The sequence below is a fragment of the Actinospineispora eucalypti genome (assembly GCF_039543365.1).
Taxonomy (GTDB): domain Bacteria; phylum Actinomycetota; class Actinomycetes; order Mycobacteriales; family Pseudonocardiaceae; genus Pseudonocardia; species Pseudonocardia eucalypti.
Genome location: NZ_BAABJP010000008.1, coordinates 138,880 through 153,095, shown reverse-complemented (window position 1 = coordinate 153,095; position 14,216 = coordinate 138,880). Strand labels below are relative to the sequence as shown.

General features: G+C 73.3%; 17 protein-coding genes. 10 read left to right on the top strand and 7 right to left on the bottom strand.

Annotated features, from left to right (window positions below):
• Window positions 1–82: 82 nt before the first annotated feature.
• Complete coding sequence (locus ABEB12_RS11670; protein WP_185061820.1) at window positions 83–1,678, top strand: NAD(P)-binding domain-containing protein; 1,596 nt, start codon at window positions 83–85, stop codon at window positions 1,676–1,678.
• Window positions 1,679–1,682: 4 nt separating this feature from the next.
• On the opposite strand, the gene ABEB12_RS11665 is transcribed toward ABEB12_RS11670, so the two are convergent.
• Both ABEB12_RS11665 and ABEB12_RS11660 read right to left on the bottom strand, forming a co-directional pair.
• Window positions 1,683–2,444 carry an MBL fold metallo-hydrolase gene (locus ABEB12_RS11665; protein WP_221498167.1) on the bottom strand — a complete coding sequence of 254 codons (762 nt, stop codon included), beginning with the start codon at window positions 2,442–2,444 and terminating at the stop codon, window positions 1,683–1,685.
• The gene (locus tag ABEB12_RS11660; RefSeq protein WP_185061821.1) at window positions 2,441–3,838 is read right to left on the bottom strand and encodes a cytosine permease; all 1,398 of its coding nucleotides are present in this window, start codon (window positions 3,836–3,838) and stop codon (window positions 2,441–2,443) included. The genes ABEB12_RS11665 and ABEB12_RS11660 overlap by 4 nt, the downstream gene beginning before the upstream one ends.
• 67 nt (window positions 3,839–3,905) lie before the next feature.
• Between ABEB12_RS11660 and ABEB12_RS11655 the strand changes: the two genes are divergently transcribed.
• Both ABEB12_RS11655 and ABEB12_RS11650 read left to right on the top strand, forming a co-directional pair.
• Window positions 3,906–4,535, top strand: coding sequence for a TetR family transcriptional regulator C-terminal domain-containing protein (locus ABEB12_RS11655; protein ID WP_185061823.1), 630 nt, complete (start codon window positions 3,906–3,908; stop codon window positions 4,533–4,535).
• A 26-nt stretch (window positions 4,536–4,561) separates the two neighbouring features.
• The gene (locus ABEB12_RS11650) at window positions 4,562–5,164 is read left to right on the top strand and encodes a maleylpyruvate isomerase family mycothiol-dependent enzyme (protein ID WP_345702756.1); all 603 of its coding nucleotides are present in this window, start codon (window positions 4,562–4,564) and stop codon (window positions 5,162–5,164) included.
• A 333-nt stretch (window positions 5,165–5,497) separates the two neighbouring features.
• Here the strand turns inward: ABEB12_RS11650 and ABEB12_RS11645 are convergent, their stop codons facing one another.
• Window positions 5,498–6,547 carry an FAD-dependent oxidoreductase gene (locus ABEB12_RS11645; RefSeq protein WP_185061825.1) on the bottom strand — a complete coding sequence of 350 codons (1,050 nt, stop codon included), beginning with the start codon at window positions 6,545–6,547 and terminating at the stop codon, window positions 5,498–5,500.
• 38 nt (window positions 6,548–6,585) lie between these two features.
• Here ABEB12_RS11645 and ABEB12_RS11640 point away from each other — a divergent pair, with 38 nt between their 5' ends.
• From ABEB12_RS11640 to ABEB12_RS11630, 3 genes are read left to right on the top strand one after another with little or no spacing between them, the layout of a single operon-like run.
• On the top strand, window positions 6,586–7,173 hold the full coding sequence (locus ABEB12_RS11640; RefSeq protein WP_185061827.1) for a helix-turn-helix domain-containing protein: 588 nt from the start codon (window positions 6,586–6,588) through the stop codon (window positions 7,171–7,173).
• Window positions 7,174–7,185: 12 nt separating this feature from the next.
• Window positions 7,186–8,088: an MBL fold metallo-hydrolase gene (locus ABEB12_RS11635; protein ID WP_185061829.1), complete on the top strand. Its 903-nt coding sequence runs from the start codon at window positions 7,186–7,188 to the stop codon at window positions 8,086–8,088.
• Window positions 8,085–9,296 (top strand): carboxylesterase family protein, encoded by a 1,212-nt coding sequence (locus ABEB12_RS11630; protein ID WP_345702755.1) that lies wholly within the window; start codon window positions 8,085–8,087, stop codon window positions 9,294–9,296. Before ABEB12_RS11635 ends, ABEB12_RS11630 begins: the two co-directional genes overlap by 4 nt.
• A gap of 63 nt (window positions 9,297–9,359) precedes the next feature.
• Here ABEB12_RS11630 and pdxR read toward each other — a convergent pair whose 3' ends face one another.
• A complete protein-coding gene (gene pdxR, locus ABEB12_RS11625; protein ID WP_185061831.1) occupies window positions 9,360–10,757 on the bottom strand; it encodes a MocR-like pyridoxine biosynthesis transcription factor PdxR in 1,398 nt (465 codons plus the stop codon).
• Between the two features lie 46 nt (window positions 10,758–10,803).
• Between pdxR and ABEB12_RS11620 the strand changes: the two genes are divergently transcribed.
• On the top strand, window positions 10,804–11,301 hold the full coding sequence (locus tag ABEB12_RS11620; protein WP_185061833.1) for a carboxymuconolactone decarboxylase family protein: 498 nt from the start codon (window positions 10,804–10,806) through the stop codon (window positions 11,299–11,301).
• Here ABEB12_RS11620 and ABEB12_RS11615 read toward each other — a convergent pair.
• Window positions 11,254–11,790: a DUF6578 domain-containing protein gene (locus ABEB12_RS11615; protein WP_185061835.1), complete on the bottom strand. Its 537-nt coding sequence runs from the start codon at window positions 11,788–11,790 to the stop codon at window positions 11,254–11,256. The two genes, ABEB12_RS11620 and ABEB12_RS11615, sit on opposite strands and share 48 nt — an antisense overlap.
• A 57-nt stretch (window positions 11,791–11,847) precedes the next feature.
• On the opposite strand from ABEB12_RS11615, the gene ABEB12_RS11610 reads away from it, so the two are divergent.
• From ABEB12_RS11610 to ABEB12_RS11600, 3 genes are read left to right on the top strand one after another with little or no spacing between them, the layout of a single operon-like run.
• On the top strand, window positions 11,848–12,378 hold the full coding sequence (locus ABEB12_RS11610; RefSeq protein WP_185061837.1) for a TetR family transcriptional regulator: 531 nt from the start codon (window positions 11,848–11,850) through the stop codon (window positions 12,376–12,378).
• Window positions 12,375–12,719 carry an SMR family transporter gene (locus ABEB12_RS11605; protein ID WP_185061839.1) on the top strand — a complete coding sequence of 115 codons (345 nt, stop codon included), beginning with the start codon at window positions 12,375–12,377 and terminating at the stop codon, window positions 12,717–12,719. Before ABEB12_RS11610 ends, ABEB12_RS11605 begins: the two co-directional genes overlap by 4 nt.
• Window position 12,720: 1 nt before the next feature.
• Window positions 12,721–13,044, top strand: a complete 324-nt coding sequence (locus tag ABEB12_RS11600; protein ID WP_185061841.1) for an SMR family transporter — start codon at window positions 12,721–12,723, stop codon at window positions 13,042–13,044.
• A 4-nt stretch (window positions 13,045–13,048) separates the two neighbouring features.
• Here ABEB12_RS11600 and ABEB12_RS11595 read toward each other — a convergent pair whose 3' ends face one another.
• Together ABEB12_RS11595 and ABEB12_RS11590 are read right to left on the bottom strand one after the other, a co-directional pair.
• The gene (locus ABEB12_RS11595; RefSeq protein ID WP_345702754.1) at window positions 13,049–13,390 is read right to left on the bottom strand and encodes an ArsR/SmtB family transcription factor; all 342 of its coding nucleotides are present in this window, start codon (window positions 13,388–13,390) and stop codon (window positions 13,049–13,051) included.
• 5 nt (window positions 13,391–13,395) lie between these two features.
• Window positions 13,396–14,148 (bottom strand): SDR family oxidoreductase, encoded by a 753-nt coding sequence (locus ABEB12_RS11590; protein ID WP_185061845.1) that lies wholly within the window; start codon window positions 14,146–14,148, stop codon window positions 13,396–13,398.
• Between the last annotated feature and the right edge of the window lie 68 nt (window positions 14,149–14,216).

Sequence of the window (14,216 nt, the reverse complement as noted above, 5' to 3'; positions counted from 1 at the left end):
TCTCCCCGCGGGAGGGTTTTCGCCCCTCCTCCGAGCGATGCTCGGTTTGACAACCCGTACCCGAGGCTTGACGCTGGCTTGCATGTTCGACGTCGTGGTCGTCGGGGCCGGTTTCTCCGGCCTGTACCTGCTGCACCGGCTGCGTGAGCAGGGGCTTTCGGTGCGGGTGCTGGAGGCGGCGGACGGCGTCGGCGGCACCTGGTACTGGAACCGGTACCCGGGGGCGCGCTGCGACGTGGACGCGGTCGAGTACGGCTTCTCCTTCTCCCCGGAGCTGGACCGGACCTGGCGGTGGGACGAGCGCTACGCCACCCAGGAGCGGATCCTGGAGTACCTCGACCACGTGGCGGACACCTACGACCTGCGCCGGGACATCACCTTCGGCACCCGGGTGGCCGGGGCGACCTGGGACGAGGGCGCCGCGCGCTGGACGGTGCGCACCGAGGGCGGCGACGAGCTGACCGCCCGGTTCGTGGTGATGGCCACGGGCTGCCTGTCCAAGCCCAAGAAGCCCGACATCCCGGGGATCGAGTCGTTCGCCGGGCCGACCTACTTCACCTCCACCTGGCCGCACGAGGGGGTGGACTTCACCGGGCGGCGGGTGGCCGTGATCGGCACCGGCTCCTCGGGCGTGCAGGCCATCCCGCGCATCGCCGAGCAGGCCGCGCGGCTGCACGTCTTCCAGCGCACCGCCAACTTCATCGTGCCGGCGGGCAACCACGAGCTGACCGAGGACGACCACGACCCGGACACGCTCGCCGCGCGCCGCGCGAGCGGCATGGCCTGCCCGCTGGGCCTGGCCTTCGAGTTCACCGAGACCAACCTGAAGAACGCGGTGGACCTGCCGGAGGCCGAGCGCACCGCCGAGTTCGAGCGGCTGTGGAACCGGGGCGGCCTGCCCATGATGCTGGGCTTCGCCGACCTGCTGGTGGACGAGCGGGCCAACCGGATGGTGGCCGAGTTCATCGCCGAGAAGATCCGCCGGCGGGTGCACGACCCCGAGGTGGCCGCGGCCCTCATCCCGTCCGGGTTCCCGGTCGGCGCCAAACGGCTGTGCGTGGACATCGACTACTACGAGGCGTTCAACCGGGACAACGTGAAGCTGGTCGACCTGAGGGCCACCCCGATCGAGCGGGTGACCCCGGCCGGCATCCAAGTGGGCGGCACCGAGATACCGGTGGACGACCTGGTGCTGGCCACCGGGTTCGACGCGCTCACCGGGGCGCTCACCGCGATCGACATCCGGGGGAAGGACGGGCTGCGCCTCACCGAGGCCTGGGAGCACGGCCCGCGCACCTATTTGGGCCTGTGTGTGGCCGGGTTCCCCAACCTGTTCGCGGTGGCGGCCGGGCCGGGCAGCCCCGGGGTGCTGAGCAACATGCGGGTGTCCATCGAGCAGCACGTGGACTGGATCACCGACTGCGTGCGGTACGTGGACGAGCAGGGCATGGGCCGGATCGAGGCCACCGAGCAGGCGCAGGACCAGTGGGTGGAGCACGTGCGCGAGGTGGGCGACACCACCCTCTTCCCCCGGGCCAACTCCTGGTACGTGGGCGCCAACGTGCCCGGCAAGCCCCGGGTCTTCATGCCGTACATCGGCGGCGTGCCGGTGTACCGCGAGGAGTGCGCCGAGGTGGCGGCCAAGGGCTACGCGGGCTTCCACCTCACGCCCGCCTGACCGGTCAGCGCCGGGTCGCCAGGTACCCCTCGGCGATCTCGGCCAGGCGGGCGCCGTCGAAGCTGGCCTCGTGCCCGGCGTGCACGGTGTCGATCTCCAGGCCGAGCAGGCGCCGCATGGTGTCGCGGTACTGGCCGATGTCGCTGCCGTCCAGCTGGTCCAGCAACTGCTCGTCGTAGATCACGTCACCGGCGAACAGGGTCCGGTTGGCCCGGTCGTAGAGGCCGATGCTGCCCGGGCTGTGGCCGGGCAGGTGCAGCACGTGCAGCGCGCGATCGCCGAGTTCGACCAGGTCGCCTTCGCGCAGCTCACGGGTCGGCCGGACCGGGCGCAGCCGGTACTCCTCGGGTCGGTAGCCCGCCTCGGGCAACGCGTCCAGGAGCAGCGGCGGAAGGGCGGCCGACTCGGCCGGGTGCATGCCGAGCAGCCGGCCCAGGGGTGGGCCGAGCAGTGAACCCCGGCTGGCGACGCCCACCGGCTCGGCCGGGTGCGCCCAGCGCTCGGTGAACTCGTGCGCCGAGCCCATGTGGTCCAGGTGGGCGTGGGTCAGCACCAGCACCGGCTCCCGCTCGCCGACCAGCTCGGGCAGCACCGCGCGCAGCGAGGCGACGCCCAGCCCGGCGTCCACCAGCAGGTCCCGCTCGGTACCCCGGATGTGCCAGCAGTTGGCGCGAAGCAACGGGTGCACGTGCGGCTCGGTGATCAGGGTGATCGCCTCGTCCACCGGGGTGGCGGTGAACCAGCGGTCCACGACCGGCAGGGTCACCGGGCCCCTACCGGGTACAGCGCCTTCATCAGGCCCAGGTAGAGCGCGCCGGCGACCAGCGGCCCGACCAGCACGGAGGTGTCCGCGCCGGCGAGCAGCCCGGCCACCGGGCCGGTGTAGAGGGTCAGGTGCAGGCACAACGTGCTGGCCAGGGTGCCGAGGGCCAGCGCCAGAATGCCCGCCCAGTTGATGCCGCCCGCGTACCAGATCGGCCCGCCGGGGCTGGTGTCGTGCAGGGCCAGGCCGCTGTAGCGGTTGCGCCGCAGCCAGATGTCCAGCACGTAGATCGCGCACCGGGGGCCGAGGAAGGCCACCGACAGCTGCAGCACGTTGCTCAGCGTGCTGGTGAAGTCGGTGACGAACAGGGCGTACCCGGCCAGCCCCATCCCGAGCAGCCCGTTGACCAGCACCGAGGCCACCCGGCCCAGCGGCACGCCCATCGCCTGCAGGGCCAGCCCGTTGCTGTAGAGGGTGATCACGTTGTTGGCCACCGAGCCGACCACGATGACCAGCAGGAACAACGGGTAGAACCAGCCGGGCAGGATCGCCGCGAGTGACTTCGCCGGGTCGGTCATGTCCACGGCGGTGCCGGCCAGCACGCCCAGCGAGCCGAGCAGCACCGACGGGATGAACCCGCCCAGCGTGGTCCACAGGGTGACGGCCACGGGGGAGGAGTCGGTGGGCAGGTAGCGCGCGTAGTCCGCGCTGATGCCCCAGGACAGCGGGGCCGCCGCGATCACCCCCACGCCGGTGAGCACGACCGCCCACACCGGCGCCCCGCCGGCCGGCGCGGCCGCGTGCCCCCAGTCCGCGTGGGCCAGCACGAACCCGGCGAGCACCAGCATCGCCAGGCTCAGCCCGGCGGTGAACCAGCCGCTGAGCCGGGTGATGGTGGCGTGCCCGTACACGCACAGCGCCAGGGTGACCGCCGCGCACACCCCGACCACGGCCAGCCGCGCCGCCTGCCCCGGGGGCTGGCCGGTCCGCTCCAGCACCGCGAACCCGGCCAGCGAGCCGAAGGCCAGGTTGATCGCCACGTACCCGACGCCGACCGTCCAGCTGGTCAGCGCGACGGCGGCCGGGTTCCCGCGTACCCCGAACATGGCCCGGGTGATCACGTTGGTCGGCGTGCCGGAGGAGGTTCCGCTCACCGCGATCAGGCCGATCGACAACCAGAACAGGTTGCCCGCCACGACCACGGCGATTCCCTGCCACACGGTCAGGCCCATCAGGGTGAGCAGCCCGCCGAGCACCAGATACAGGTAGTTCACGTTGGACGAGGCCCAGATGGCGAACAGCTCGCGCGGGCGGCCGTGCCGTTCGGCGGGTGGCACGTAGTCGATGCCCCGGCCCTCCACTCGGCCGAACGCGTCGGTCTCCGTGGTGTCCGGCATGTGGCCTCCACCTTATTGAGCAGACGTTCAATTGCTTGTTGCTCGCGTAGTCAATACGGTGGCTGTCATGACGTCAAGGGTGGCGCGGGCGGCCCGCCGGAAGTCGGCACCGGACCGGCGCGCCGAAATCGTCGCCGAGGCCACCCGGCTGGCCCTGGCCGACGGCATCGACCAGCTGACCCTGCGCGCCGTGGCCGACCGGCTCGGGGTGGTGAGCAGCCTGGTCAGCCACTACTTCCCGGCGGTGGACGACCTGCTGGTGGAGGCCTTCCGCACCGCCGCCCAGGCCGACTCGGCCCAGACCTACGCCCAGGTCGAACAGGCCGGCGACCCGGTGGCCGGCCTGCGTACCATGCTGCGGCTGACCATCTCCGAGGAGCGCGACCGGATCAGCACCCTGTGGCTCGGCGCCTGGTACGCCGGCCGCAAGCGGCCGGTGCTGCACGCCGAGGTCACCGCCGAGATGGGTCGCGACATCGAGCGGCTCAGCGCCCTGATCGAACGCGGCCGCGCCGGCGGCGCGCTCCACACCGACGACCCGGACGCCAGCGCGATCCGGATCCTGGCGGTCACCGACGGCCTGAGCATCCAGGCGGTCATGCGCAGCACCGTCGACTACCGGGCGGTCCGCGAGCTGGTCTTCACCGTCGCCGAACGCGAGCTGGGCCTGCCCGAGGGCGCGCTGGGCGGGGACTAGTGTCCGCGGGACACTAGGCTGCCGGCGTGGACACCCGGGGCATGCTGTCCGACGAGCGGCGCGACCTGGTCGCGCTGCTGCGCACGCTGACCGACTCGGACTGGGAGGCGCCGTCGCTGTGCGCCGGCTGGCGGGTCCGGGACGTGGTCGCGCACATGGTCGGCATCACCCTCCCGCTCGGCTCGTACGCCCGGAAAGCCGTGCTCGCCGGGTCGGCGGACCGACTCAACGACCGCCTGGTGGACGAGCTGCGCACCCTTTCCCCCGGCGAGCTGGTCGACCGGATCGCCTCGGCCGCCGACGGCGGCTGGGACACACGGTTGATCCCGTCGATCATGCTGGCCGACACGGTCGTGCACCACCAGGACATCCGGCGGCCGCTGGGCCGCCCGCGCACCGTGCCGGCGCCGCGGCTGGTTTCGGTGTTGGAGCGCCCGGACCCGTTCGCCCGGCCCGGGCGCCGGATCCGGGGGCTGCGCCTGGTGGCCACGGATGTCTCCTGGTCCAAGGGTGCCGGGCCGGAGGTGCGCGGCCCGGGGGAGGCCCTGGCCCTGGCAATGGCCGGCCGGGCCGTGGCCATGGACGAACTAGACGGCGACGGCGTCGAACTGCTGCGCTCCCGGCTCTGACCTTCCGGTTCAGCCGTGGTCGGCTTCAAAGAACGCTCGGACCGGCCGGCGTGGCCGGTCTGCCGCGGCTCAGGTGCCGCCCGCCCGGCCAGGCCCCGCGTCTCGTTACGCACCGTGACGGTTTGGGCGGCGGCGGGGGCCGAGCCCGGGGTGCGGTTCGTCGACATCGACACCAGTCTGGACCCGCCAAGATCGAACAAGACTCACGTCGATCTCGATGAACTGAGGCGGGGCCGAAGCCAATACGACCGTTACCCAACGTAGTCTCCGGCTCGGCACGGATCGACCGCCGACGAGCCGCGGGAACCGGTACACCGGCCGATCCGGCTGAGCTCAGAAGCCGTGCTGGCGACCGGCGAGCATCCGCTCGGACACCCGCGCCTCCATTCCGGCGCCGAACGGGTTGCGGTGAGCCTCCAGGGCCAGCCGGGCGTCCTCGGCGACCAGGTCGGCATTGATCTGGGCGCCGGCCGTCGCCCCCGCCGCCGCGGACGCGCCGACCTGCGCGGACAGGTCGGTGACGTTGCCGGCCACCCACACCCCGGGGACCTCGGTGCGGCCGACCGGGTCGGCCGGCAGTTGCTCGCCGACCCCGGCGGTGTGCTCCACCGCCCGCAGGCCCAGCGGGGCGAGGAAGCCGGCCCGCGCCTCCATCCGGGTGGCCACCGCCACCGCCTGCCTGGGTACCACCGAACCGCCGGCCAGCCGCACCCCGACCAGGCGGTCCGCGACCACCTCGAGCCCGGTCACCTCGCCGGTCACCACCGGAATGCCCAGGGCGGCCAGTTGCTCCGCCTGTTCGCCGGTGGGCGGCCGGGTGTGCGCGAAGTACGTGACGTCCCGGCTCAACTGGCGGAAGAGCAGCGTCTGGTGCACCGACATCGGCCCACTGGCCAGGACCCCGATGGCCTGGTCCCGCACCTCCCAGCCGTGGCAGTACGGGCAGTGCAGCACGTCCCGCCCCCACCGCTCGCGCAACCCCGGCACGTCCGGCAGCCGGTCCACCAGCCCGGTGGCCACCAGCACCCGGCGCGCGCGGACGGTCCGGCCGTCGGCCAGGGTGACCGCGAACCGCTCGCCGGCCCTGGTCACCGCGGCGACCTCCCCGGTCACCAGCTCGCCGCCGTACCGCGCGACCTCGGCCCGCCCCCGCGCCAGCAGCTCGGCCGGTGGCGTGCCGTCGAGGGCCAGCAGCCCGTGCACGCCGTCGGCCGGGGCGTTGCGGGGCTCGCCGGCGTCCACCACCAGCACCGACCGGCGCGACCTCGCCAGCATCAGCGCCCCGTTCAGGCCGGCCGCCCCGCCACCGACCACCACCACGTCGTAACTGTCCTCGGTCACCCTGACCACCTCCACGGCCAACCTGCACTCCCGACGCCACATGTGGCAAAGAACCTTGCCGGAATGGCAAAATGGTCGGCATGACCGACGGGCAGACCCTCGACGCGGTGGGGCCCCGGCTGCGCGCGCTGCGCCGGCAGCGGGAGACGACGCTGGCCGAGCTCTCCTCGGCCACCGGGATCTCGGTGAGCACGCTGTCGCGGCTGGAGTCCGGCGACCGCCGGCCCACCCTGGAGCTGCTGCTGCCGCTGGCCCGGGCGCACGGGGTCACCCTGGACGAGCTGGTGGACGCCCCGCCCACCGGCGACCCGCGCATCCACCTGCGGCCGGTGCGGCGCAACGGCATGACCATGCTGCCGCTGACCCGCCGCGCCGGCGGCATCCAGGCCTACAAGCTGATCATTCCGGCCGGTTCGGACCGGCGCGACCCCGACCCCAAGACCCACGAGGGCTACGAGTGGCTCTACGTCATGAACGGCCGGCTGCGGGTGGTCCTCGGGGAGCACGACATCGTGATGAAGCCGGGTGAGGCGGCCGAGTTCGACACCCGGCTGCCGCACTGGTTCGGCGCGGCCGACCACGAGGCGGTGGAGTTCCTCATCCTGTTCGGCAAGCAGGGCGAACGTGCGCACCTGCGAGCTCGCCCGGCAGCCTCCGCCCCGGATTGACAGACTCGGGGCATGACGCGCACCGACACGATCACCCTGGGCGGGGTGGAGATCACCCGGGTATTCGAGGAACGCCGGTTCGACATGCCCCGGCTGGCGATCTTCCCGGACGTGGACGAGGCGATCTGGCGCCGCCAGCGGGACTGGCTGGACCCGGGCTTCTGGAACGCCGACTCGGACATGCTGGTGGCCAGCCTGCAGAGTTGGCTGCTGCGCAGCGACGGGGCCACCATCCTGGTCGACACCGGGGTGGGCAACGACAAGCCCCGGCCCGGCATGCCCATTTTCGATGGGCTCCAGACCGGCTACCTGGACAACCTGGCCGCCGCCGGTACCCGCCCCGAGGACGTCGACCTGGTGGTGATCACCCACCTGCACAGCGACCACGTGGGGTGGAACACCCGCCTGGTGGACGGCGAGTGGGTGCCCACATTCCCCAACGCGCGTTACCTGTTCGCCCGGGACGACCTGGAGTACTGGGACCCCGGGAACGGCCACCCGACCCGGTCCGGCGAGCGGATGGCCGGGGTCTTCGAGGACAGCGTCGCCCCGGTTCTGGCCGCCGGACTGGTCGACTCCTGGGAAGGCCGCCACCAGGCCGACACCAACCTGAGCCTGGAGCCCGCGCCCGGCCACACCCCGGGGTCCGCCGTGCTGTGGCTGCGCTCCGGGACCGACCGGGCCGCCTTCGTCGGCGACCTGTTGCACAGTCCGCTGCAGGTGGCCGAGCCGGACGTCTGCCCGTGCTTCGACGAGGACGAGGCGCAGGGCCTGGCCAGCCGGCGCCGGGTGCTCGGCTCGGTGGCCGACGAGGGGGCGCTGCTCCTGCCGGCGCACTTCCCCTCAGCCGGCGCGGTGGAGCTGCGCCGGGACGGCGACCGGTTCGCCATCACCGAGTGGGCGGCGTTCGCGTGACCGGCCCGGTGGCGCGGACCCGGGCCGGAGCGGTGCGCGGTTGCGCGGAGCGGTTCGGAGCGGTGTTCCGGGCGGTGCCGTACGCCGCGCCGGCCGCCGGCGCCGCGCGGTTCGCCGCGCCCGAGCCGGTGGCGGCCTGGTCGGGGGAGCGGGACGCCACCGCGTTCGGCCCGACCGCGCCGATGCCCGACCGCCGGCGGTTCGGCGACATGGACATGGAACCGGTGGTGCACCACTGGGTCACGGGCGCCGACTACCGGACGGTCAACGTCTGGACGCCGGACCCGTCCGGCCGGGCGCCGGTGCTGGTGTTCGTGCACGGCGGGGCGTTCCTCGCCGGCACCGGCGCGGCGCGGGTTTACGACGGTGCCGCCTTTGCCCGCGACGGGGTCGTGCTGGTGACCTGCAACTACCGGCTCGGGGTGCCCGGCTGGCTGTCCATCCCCGGCGCCCCGGAGAACCGGGGGCTGCTCGACGTGATCGCCGCGCTGCGGTGGGTGCGGGAGAACATCGCGGCCCTCGGCGGCGACCCGGAGCGGGTCACGGTGTGCGGCCAGTCGGCCGGCGGGATGATCGTCAGCGCACTGCTCACCGAGCCGGGCGCGGACGGGCTGTTCCGGCGGGCGATCAGCCAGAGCGGCGGGCTGCACGGGCTGGACCCGGACCGTGCGACCGACGTCGGCGTGCGGGTGGCCCAGCAGCTCGGTGTGCCGCACGAGGTGGCCTCGTTCTCCGAGATACCCGACGAGCGGCTGGTCGCCGCGCTGACCGAGGTCACGGCGAACGGGCAGGGCGGGCTCACCCCGGTGGCCGTGGTGCGGCGGGGCGCGAAGGTGCGGCCCGGGGTGGAGCTGATGCTCGGCAACACCACCCAGGAGGCGCGGCTGTACCAGAACCCGGCCCAGGAGGCGGCCATCGACGAGCTGTTCCGGTCCGCGAGCGAGCGGCTGGCGGAGGAGCACGCCGCCGCCGGGGGGCGGGCGCTGCGCTACCGGTTCGACTGGCGGGGCGGCCCGTACGGGGCCTGCCACGCGGTGGAGCTGCCGTTCGTCTTCGAGACGACCGGACTGCCCGAGCTGCGTGAGCCCGCCGGACTGCTGGGACCGGCCGTTCCGGACGGCCTGGTCCGCCGCGTGCACGACGCCTGGGTCGGCTTCGTGCGCGACGGTGACCCGGGCTGGACCGGCGAGCACCGGTTCACCGCATGAGCTGCCCGGCGGTCGCCTTGGGGACCTGGTCCAATCGCGGCCGAGATCGCTGGGCCAATTCGGTCAGGGCAGCACGTCACGCAGTGCCTGGAGCGCGCCCGACCAGGCGCTGCGGGACGGCGTGGCGTAGCCGACGACCAGCCCGTCGGCGAGCCGGGCCGCGTCCGGGTGCCGGAAGCTGTCCAGGCCGACCAGCTCCAGGCGCCGCCACGCCGCCGCGTGCAACGCGGCCCGTTCACCGCCCTCGGGCAGCCGCAGGATGGCGTGCAGGCCCGCCGCCAGCCCGGTGACCCGTACGTCGGCGCGGGCGGCCAGGGCTTCCACCAGCTGGTCCCGCCGGCGGCGATAGGCCAGGCGCATGGTCCGGATGTGCTGGTCGTAGGCGCCCCGGTCGATGAGGTCGGCCAGGGTGAGCTGGTCGAGGAAGCCGCACATCAGCTCGAACTCGCCCTTCGCCCGTTCCACCTCCGGCCGCAGCTCCTCGGGCAGCACCATCCAGCCCAGTCGCAGCCCGGGAGCCAGCGTCTTGCTGGTGGTGCCCAGGTAGACCACCCGTTCCGGGTCCATGCCCTGCAGCGCGCCGACCGGTTGGCGGTCGTAGCGGAACTCGCCGTCGTAGTCGTCCTCGATGACGAACCCACCGGTGGAACGGGCCCAGCTCAACACGGCCGCGCGGCGCCGCGGGTGCAGCGCGACGCCGGTGGGGAACTGGTGGGCCGGGGTCAGCAGCACGGCGCCTACATCGGCCAGCTCCTCGACCCGCGCGCCGCCCTCGTCCAGCCCGATCGCGGGCGTGCGCAGTCCCGCCTCGACGAACAGGTTCCGGTGTAACCCGAGCCCGTAGGACTCCACCGCCACCGCGCGCCAACCGCGCGCCCGCAGCACCGCGCCGAGCAGCATCAACCCGTGGATCGCGCCGGAGCAGACGACGATCCGGTCCGGGTCGGCCCGCACGCCACGCGCCCGGGCCAGGTACCCGGCGAGCGAGGTGCGCAGCTCGATCCGGCCCCGGGGGTCGGCGTAGCCGAGGGCCTCGTCCGGTGCGTTCATCAGCGCTCGCCGGGCCGAGCGGCTCCACTGGGTGCGCGGGAACGAGGACACGTCCGGCCGACCGGGCTGCAGGTCGTGCACCGGGGGCGGCACGTTCGGCCGTGGCCGGGCCGGCGGCGCCGCCGGCTGGGGAGCGGTCCAGTTGGCCACCCTGGTCCCGGAGCCCTGGTGCGCGGTCAGCCAGCCTTCGGCGACCAGCTCGCTGTAGGCGTCGACCACGGTGTTCCGGGCGATGCCCAGGTCGGTGGCCAACGAGCGAGAGGACGGCAGCCTCGCGCCCCGCGCCAGCCGCCCGGTGCGCACCGCCTCGCGCAGCGCCTCCATCAGGCCGGCGCGCAACCCGCCCTCGTCGCCCGGGGCCAGATCCAGGTGCAGGTCGGCGCCGGGCGAAGTGGCGCACTCATCCGTCACAGAAGTGGACCATAGCCCTGCGCCAGTTCCGGCCTACCGTTCAGGCATGACAACCACCCAGGAACCCCGGGTCGCGGAGCACACTCCCCGGCTGGACATGGCGAAGCTGGCCCCCGATGTCTACAAGGCGATGTTCCGGCTGGAGACCGCCGTGCGCCAGGGCATCGACTCCACCGTGTACGAGCTGGTGAAGATCCGGGCGTCGCAGATCAACCACTGCGCCTTCTGCATCGACATCCACACCAAGGACGCGCTGGCCGCCGGCGAGTCGGTGGAGCGCATCGTCCAGCTGTCCGCGTGGGAGGAGTCGCGCCACTTCTACACCGCGCGCGAGGTGGCCGCGCTCGAGCTGACCGAGGCGATCACCGTGCTCACCGACGGTTTCGTCCCAGACGAGGTGTACGAGCGGGCGGCCGAGCACTTCGACGAGGCCGAGCTCGCCTACCTGATCGCCGGCATCACCACGATCAACGCCTGGAACCGGTTCGGCGTCACCTCACGGGCCGTGGCCGGTCACTACACCCCGGGCAAGCCCCTGGACTAGCTGCAGGTCGATCAGCACGCCCGCGTCGACCCGCCCCGGCCCGAGGCTCCGGGTGAACCAGCGGGGGCTCTCCCGGACGTCGCGGGTGCGCGCGGTGCCGGGCACCCAGCGCAGCACCCGCTCCCGCTCGTCCTCCCAGGCCAGCTCCCGGGTGACCACCCGGACCCGGCGCACCCAGCCGTGGGCCGGCGGCAGGTCGCCCTCGGTGGCATGCACGGTGCCGGAGAGGTAGCCGCGCAGCGTGTGGCGCCCGGGTTCGGGCGGCGGCACCCGGTGCGGGTCGTAGGCCGCCTCGATACCGTCGCCGCGCAGGCGGATGCCGCCGTCCTCGTGCCGCAGCACCATCCACGACCGCTCGGTGGCGAACTCGTCGTCCCCTGTGGGCACGAATCGCAGCCGCCAGCTGGCCCGTTGCCCGATCGCCGGCGGGGGAGCGCAGCACTCGATCTCCCAGTCGGCGATCACGATCTCGATTACCTGGTCGGGCATCCGGCAAAACATACCGCCGACTTTGTAACTGAACCGACTAGTCGGTATAGTTAAGTTATGAGACCGAGCTCGAGGCACGCCATCCTGGACGCGGCCGTGCAGATCGCCGAACGCAACGGCATCGGCAGCCTGACCCTGGACGCCGCCGCCAAACGGGCCGGGGTCAGCAAGGGCGGCCTGATCTACCACTTCGCCAGCAAGGAACAGCTGATGCTCGCGGTCGTGGAGTACATCAGCGAGGCCTGGGAGTCCGCGCTCACCCGGGAGCTGGGTACGACCTACGAGAACGCCACCCCGGGTGCGCGGCTGCGCGCCTACACCGCCGTGGCGGCCAGCCACCGCGCCAGCCGCGCCGACCTGGCCATCGTGATCGACTCGATCCACGACGAGGCGCTGCTCGCGCCGTGGCGAGCGTTGATCTCCCGCTGGACGGCCAGCCCGCCGCCGACCGCCGATCCCACGGACATCGACCGGCAGGTGGCCCGGCTGGCCGCCGACGGCCTGTGGTTCGCCGAGGCGACCGGGACCACCGGCCTTTCCGCCGAGGTCCGCGCGGCCGTGCTGGCGCGTATCGAGCGGCTGGCGTGAGCCGGTTCTCGCTGCTCGCGGTGGCCATCCTGTTGGAGGTGCTCGGCACCCTCTCGCTGCGAGCCATGGACGGCCTTGCCCAGCCGTGGTGGCTGGTCGGGGTGGTAGCCGGGTACGCGGGTGCGTTCGTCGGCGTGGCGCGGGTCCTCCAGCTGGGCATGCCGGTCGGCGTGGCCTACGGGATCTGGGCCGCGTGCGGCGTGGCGCTGGCCTCGGTGGGCGGCGCGCTGCTGTTCGGTGACCGGCTGACCCCGCCGGTGGTCGCCGGTATCGGCCTGGTGGTCGCCGGCGTGCTGGTGGTCGAGTTCGGGGCTCGGACCCGGGTGTCGGGGGGAGGCTGACATGCCCTGGTTGCTGCTGTCCGGCGCGATCGCCATGGAGACCGCGGCCACGCTGGCCATGAAGGCCTCGCACGGCTTCACCCGGAAGATCTGGATCATCCCGGTGGTGCTCGGCTACGCCGGCGCCTTCGCGCTGTTGGGCGCGGTGCTGGCCGGCGGTGTCGCGGTCGGCGTGGCCTACGGCGTGTGGGCGGCGGCCGGCGTCGCGCTCACCGCGATCTTCGGCCGGCTGTTGTTCCGCGAACCGTTCGGCTGGGCGATGGCCTCCGGGGTCGCGCTGATCATCGCCGGGGTGCTGATGATCGAGCTGGGGGCCGCCCACTGACGGCTCAGGCCTCGGCCAGCCGCACCTGGGCGCCCACGTCGTCGCGGTCGGCGGCGTGCAACACCGAGGCGAGCAGACCGGGGAACCGGCCCTCCACGTCGTCGGTGCGCAGCCGCACGTAGCAGCGGGTGCCCTCCTCGCGGGTCCGGGTGATGCCGGCCGCGCGCAGGACCTTGAGGTGGTGGCTCAACGTGGACTTGCCCACCGGCACCCGCAGCTCGCCCCAGGCGTGCTCCCGGCCGTCGGCCAGCAGCCGCACGATGCCCACCCGCAGCGGGTCGCTCAGCGCGGACATCACGTCGGTCAGCCGCAGCTGGTCGACGTCCGGGTGGTCGGCGTTGCGCACCGCGGTCACGTTAGTGCGAGGCCGCCGTCCACGGCGAGCACCTGGCCGGTCACCCAGGCGCCGGCCGGGTCGGCCAGTTGCACGATCCACCGGGCGACCTCGGCCGGCTCGCCGCGCCGGCCCAGCGGGATCCGGGCCGCCTCGTCGGCCTTGACCTGATCGATCTGCTGGTCGGTCAGGCCGGCGGCGAGCAGTGCCTCCGACTCGGTCGGCCCCGGCGCGACCGCGTTCACCCGCACGCCGTCCGGCGCCAGCTCCAGCGCCCAGCTCCGGGTCAACGACTCCAGTGCCGCCTTCGAGGCCGCGTAGTGCGCGGCGCCCGGCGCCGGGCGGTGGCCGAAGGTGCTGGACACGTTCACGATGGCACCCTTGGCGGCGCGTAGGGGAGCGAGGGCGGCACCGGCCAGCAGGCTCGGCGCGGTCACGTTGGTGGCCAGCAGGTCGGTCACGGCCGCGGCCTCGACCCGTTCCAGCGGCATCCCGACGAACACCCCGGCGTTGTTCACCAGCACATCCAGCCGGCCCCAGCGTTCGGTTGCGGTCCGGACGATCTCCTCGGGCGCCCCGGGCTCGCGCACGTCGGCCACCAGCGTCGCGATCCCCGGGTGCAGCGCGGCCGTCGCGGCCAGCCGGTCCGCGCGACGTCCGACGCCGAGCACGGACGCACCCGCCTCGGCGAACTGCACGGCAACCGCGCGGCCGATGCCCGACCCGGCCCCGGTGACCAGCGCGACCAGTCCAGCCAAACCTGTGGTCATCCGATCCTCCTGTTCGATGTTCGTCAACTATCGAACAATATACTCGCCCGTCGCTCTTGACCGCCGGG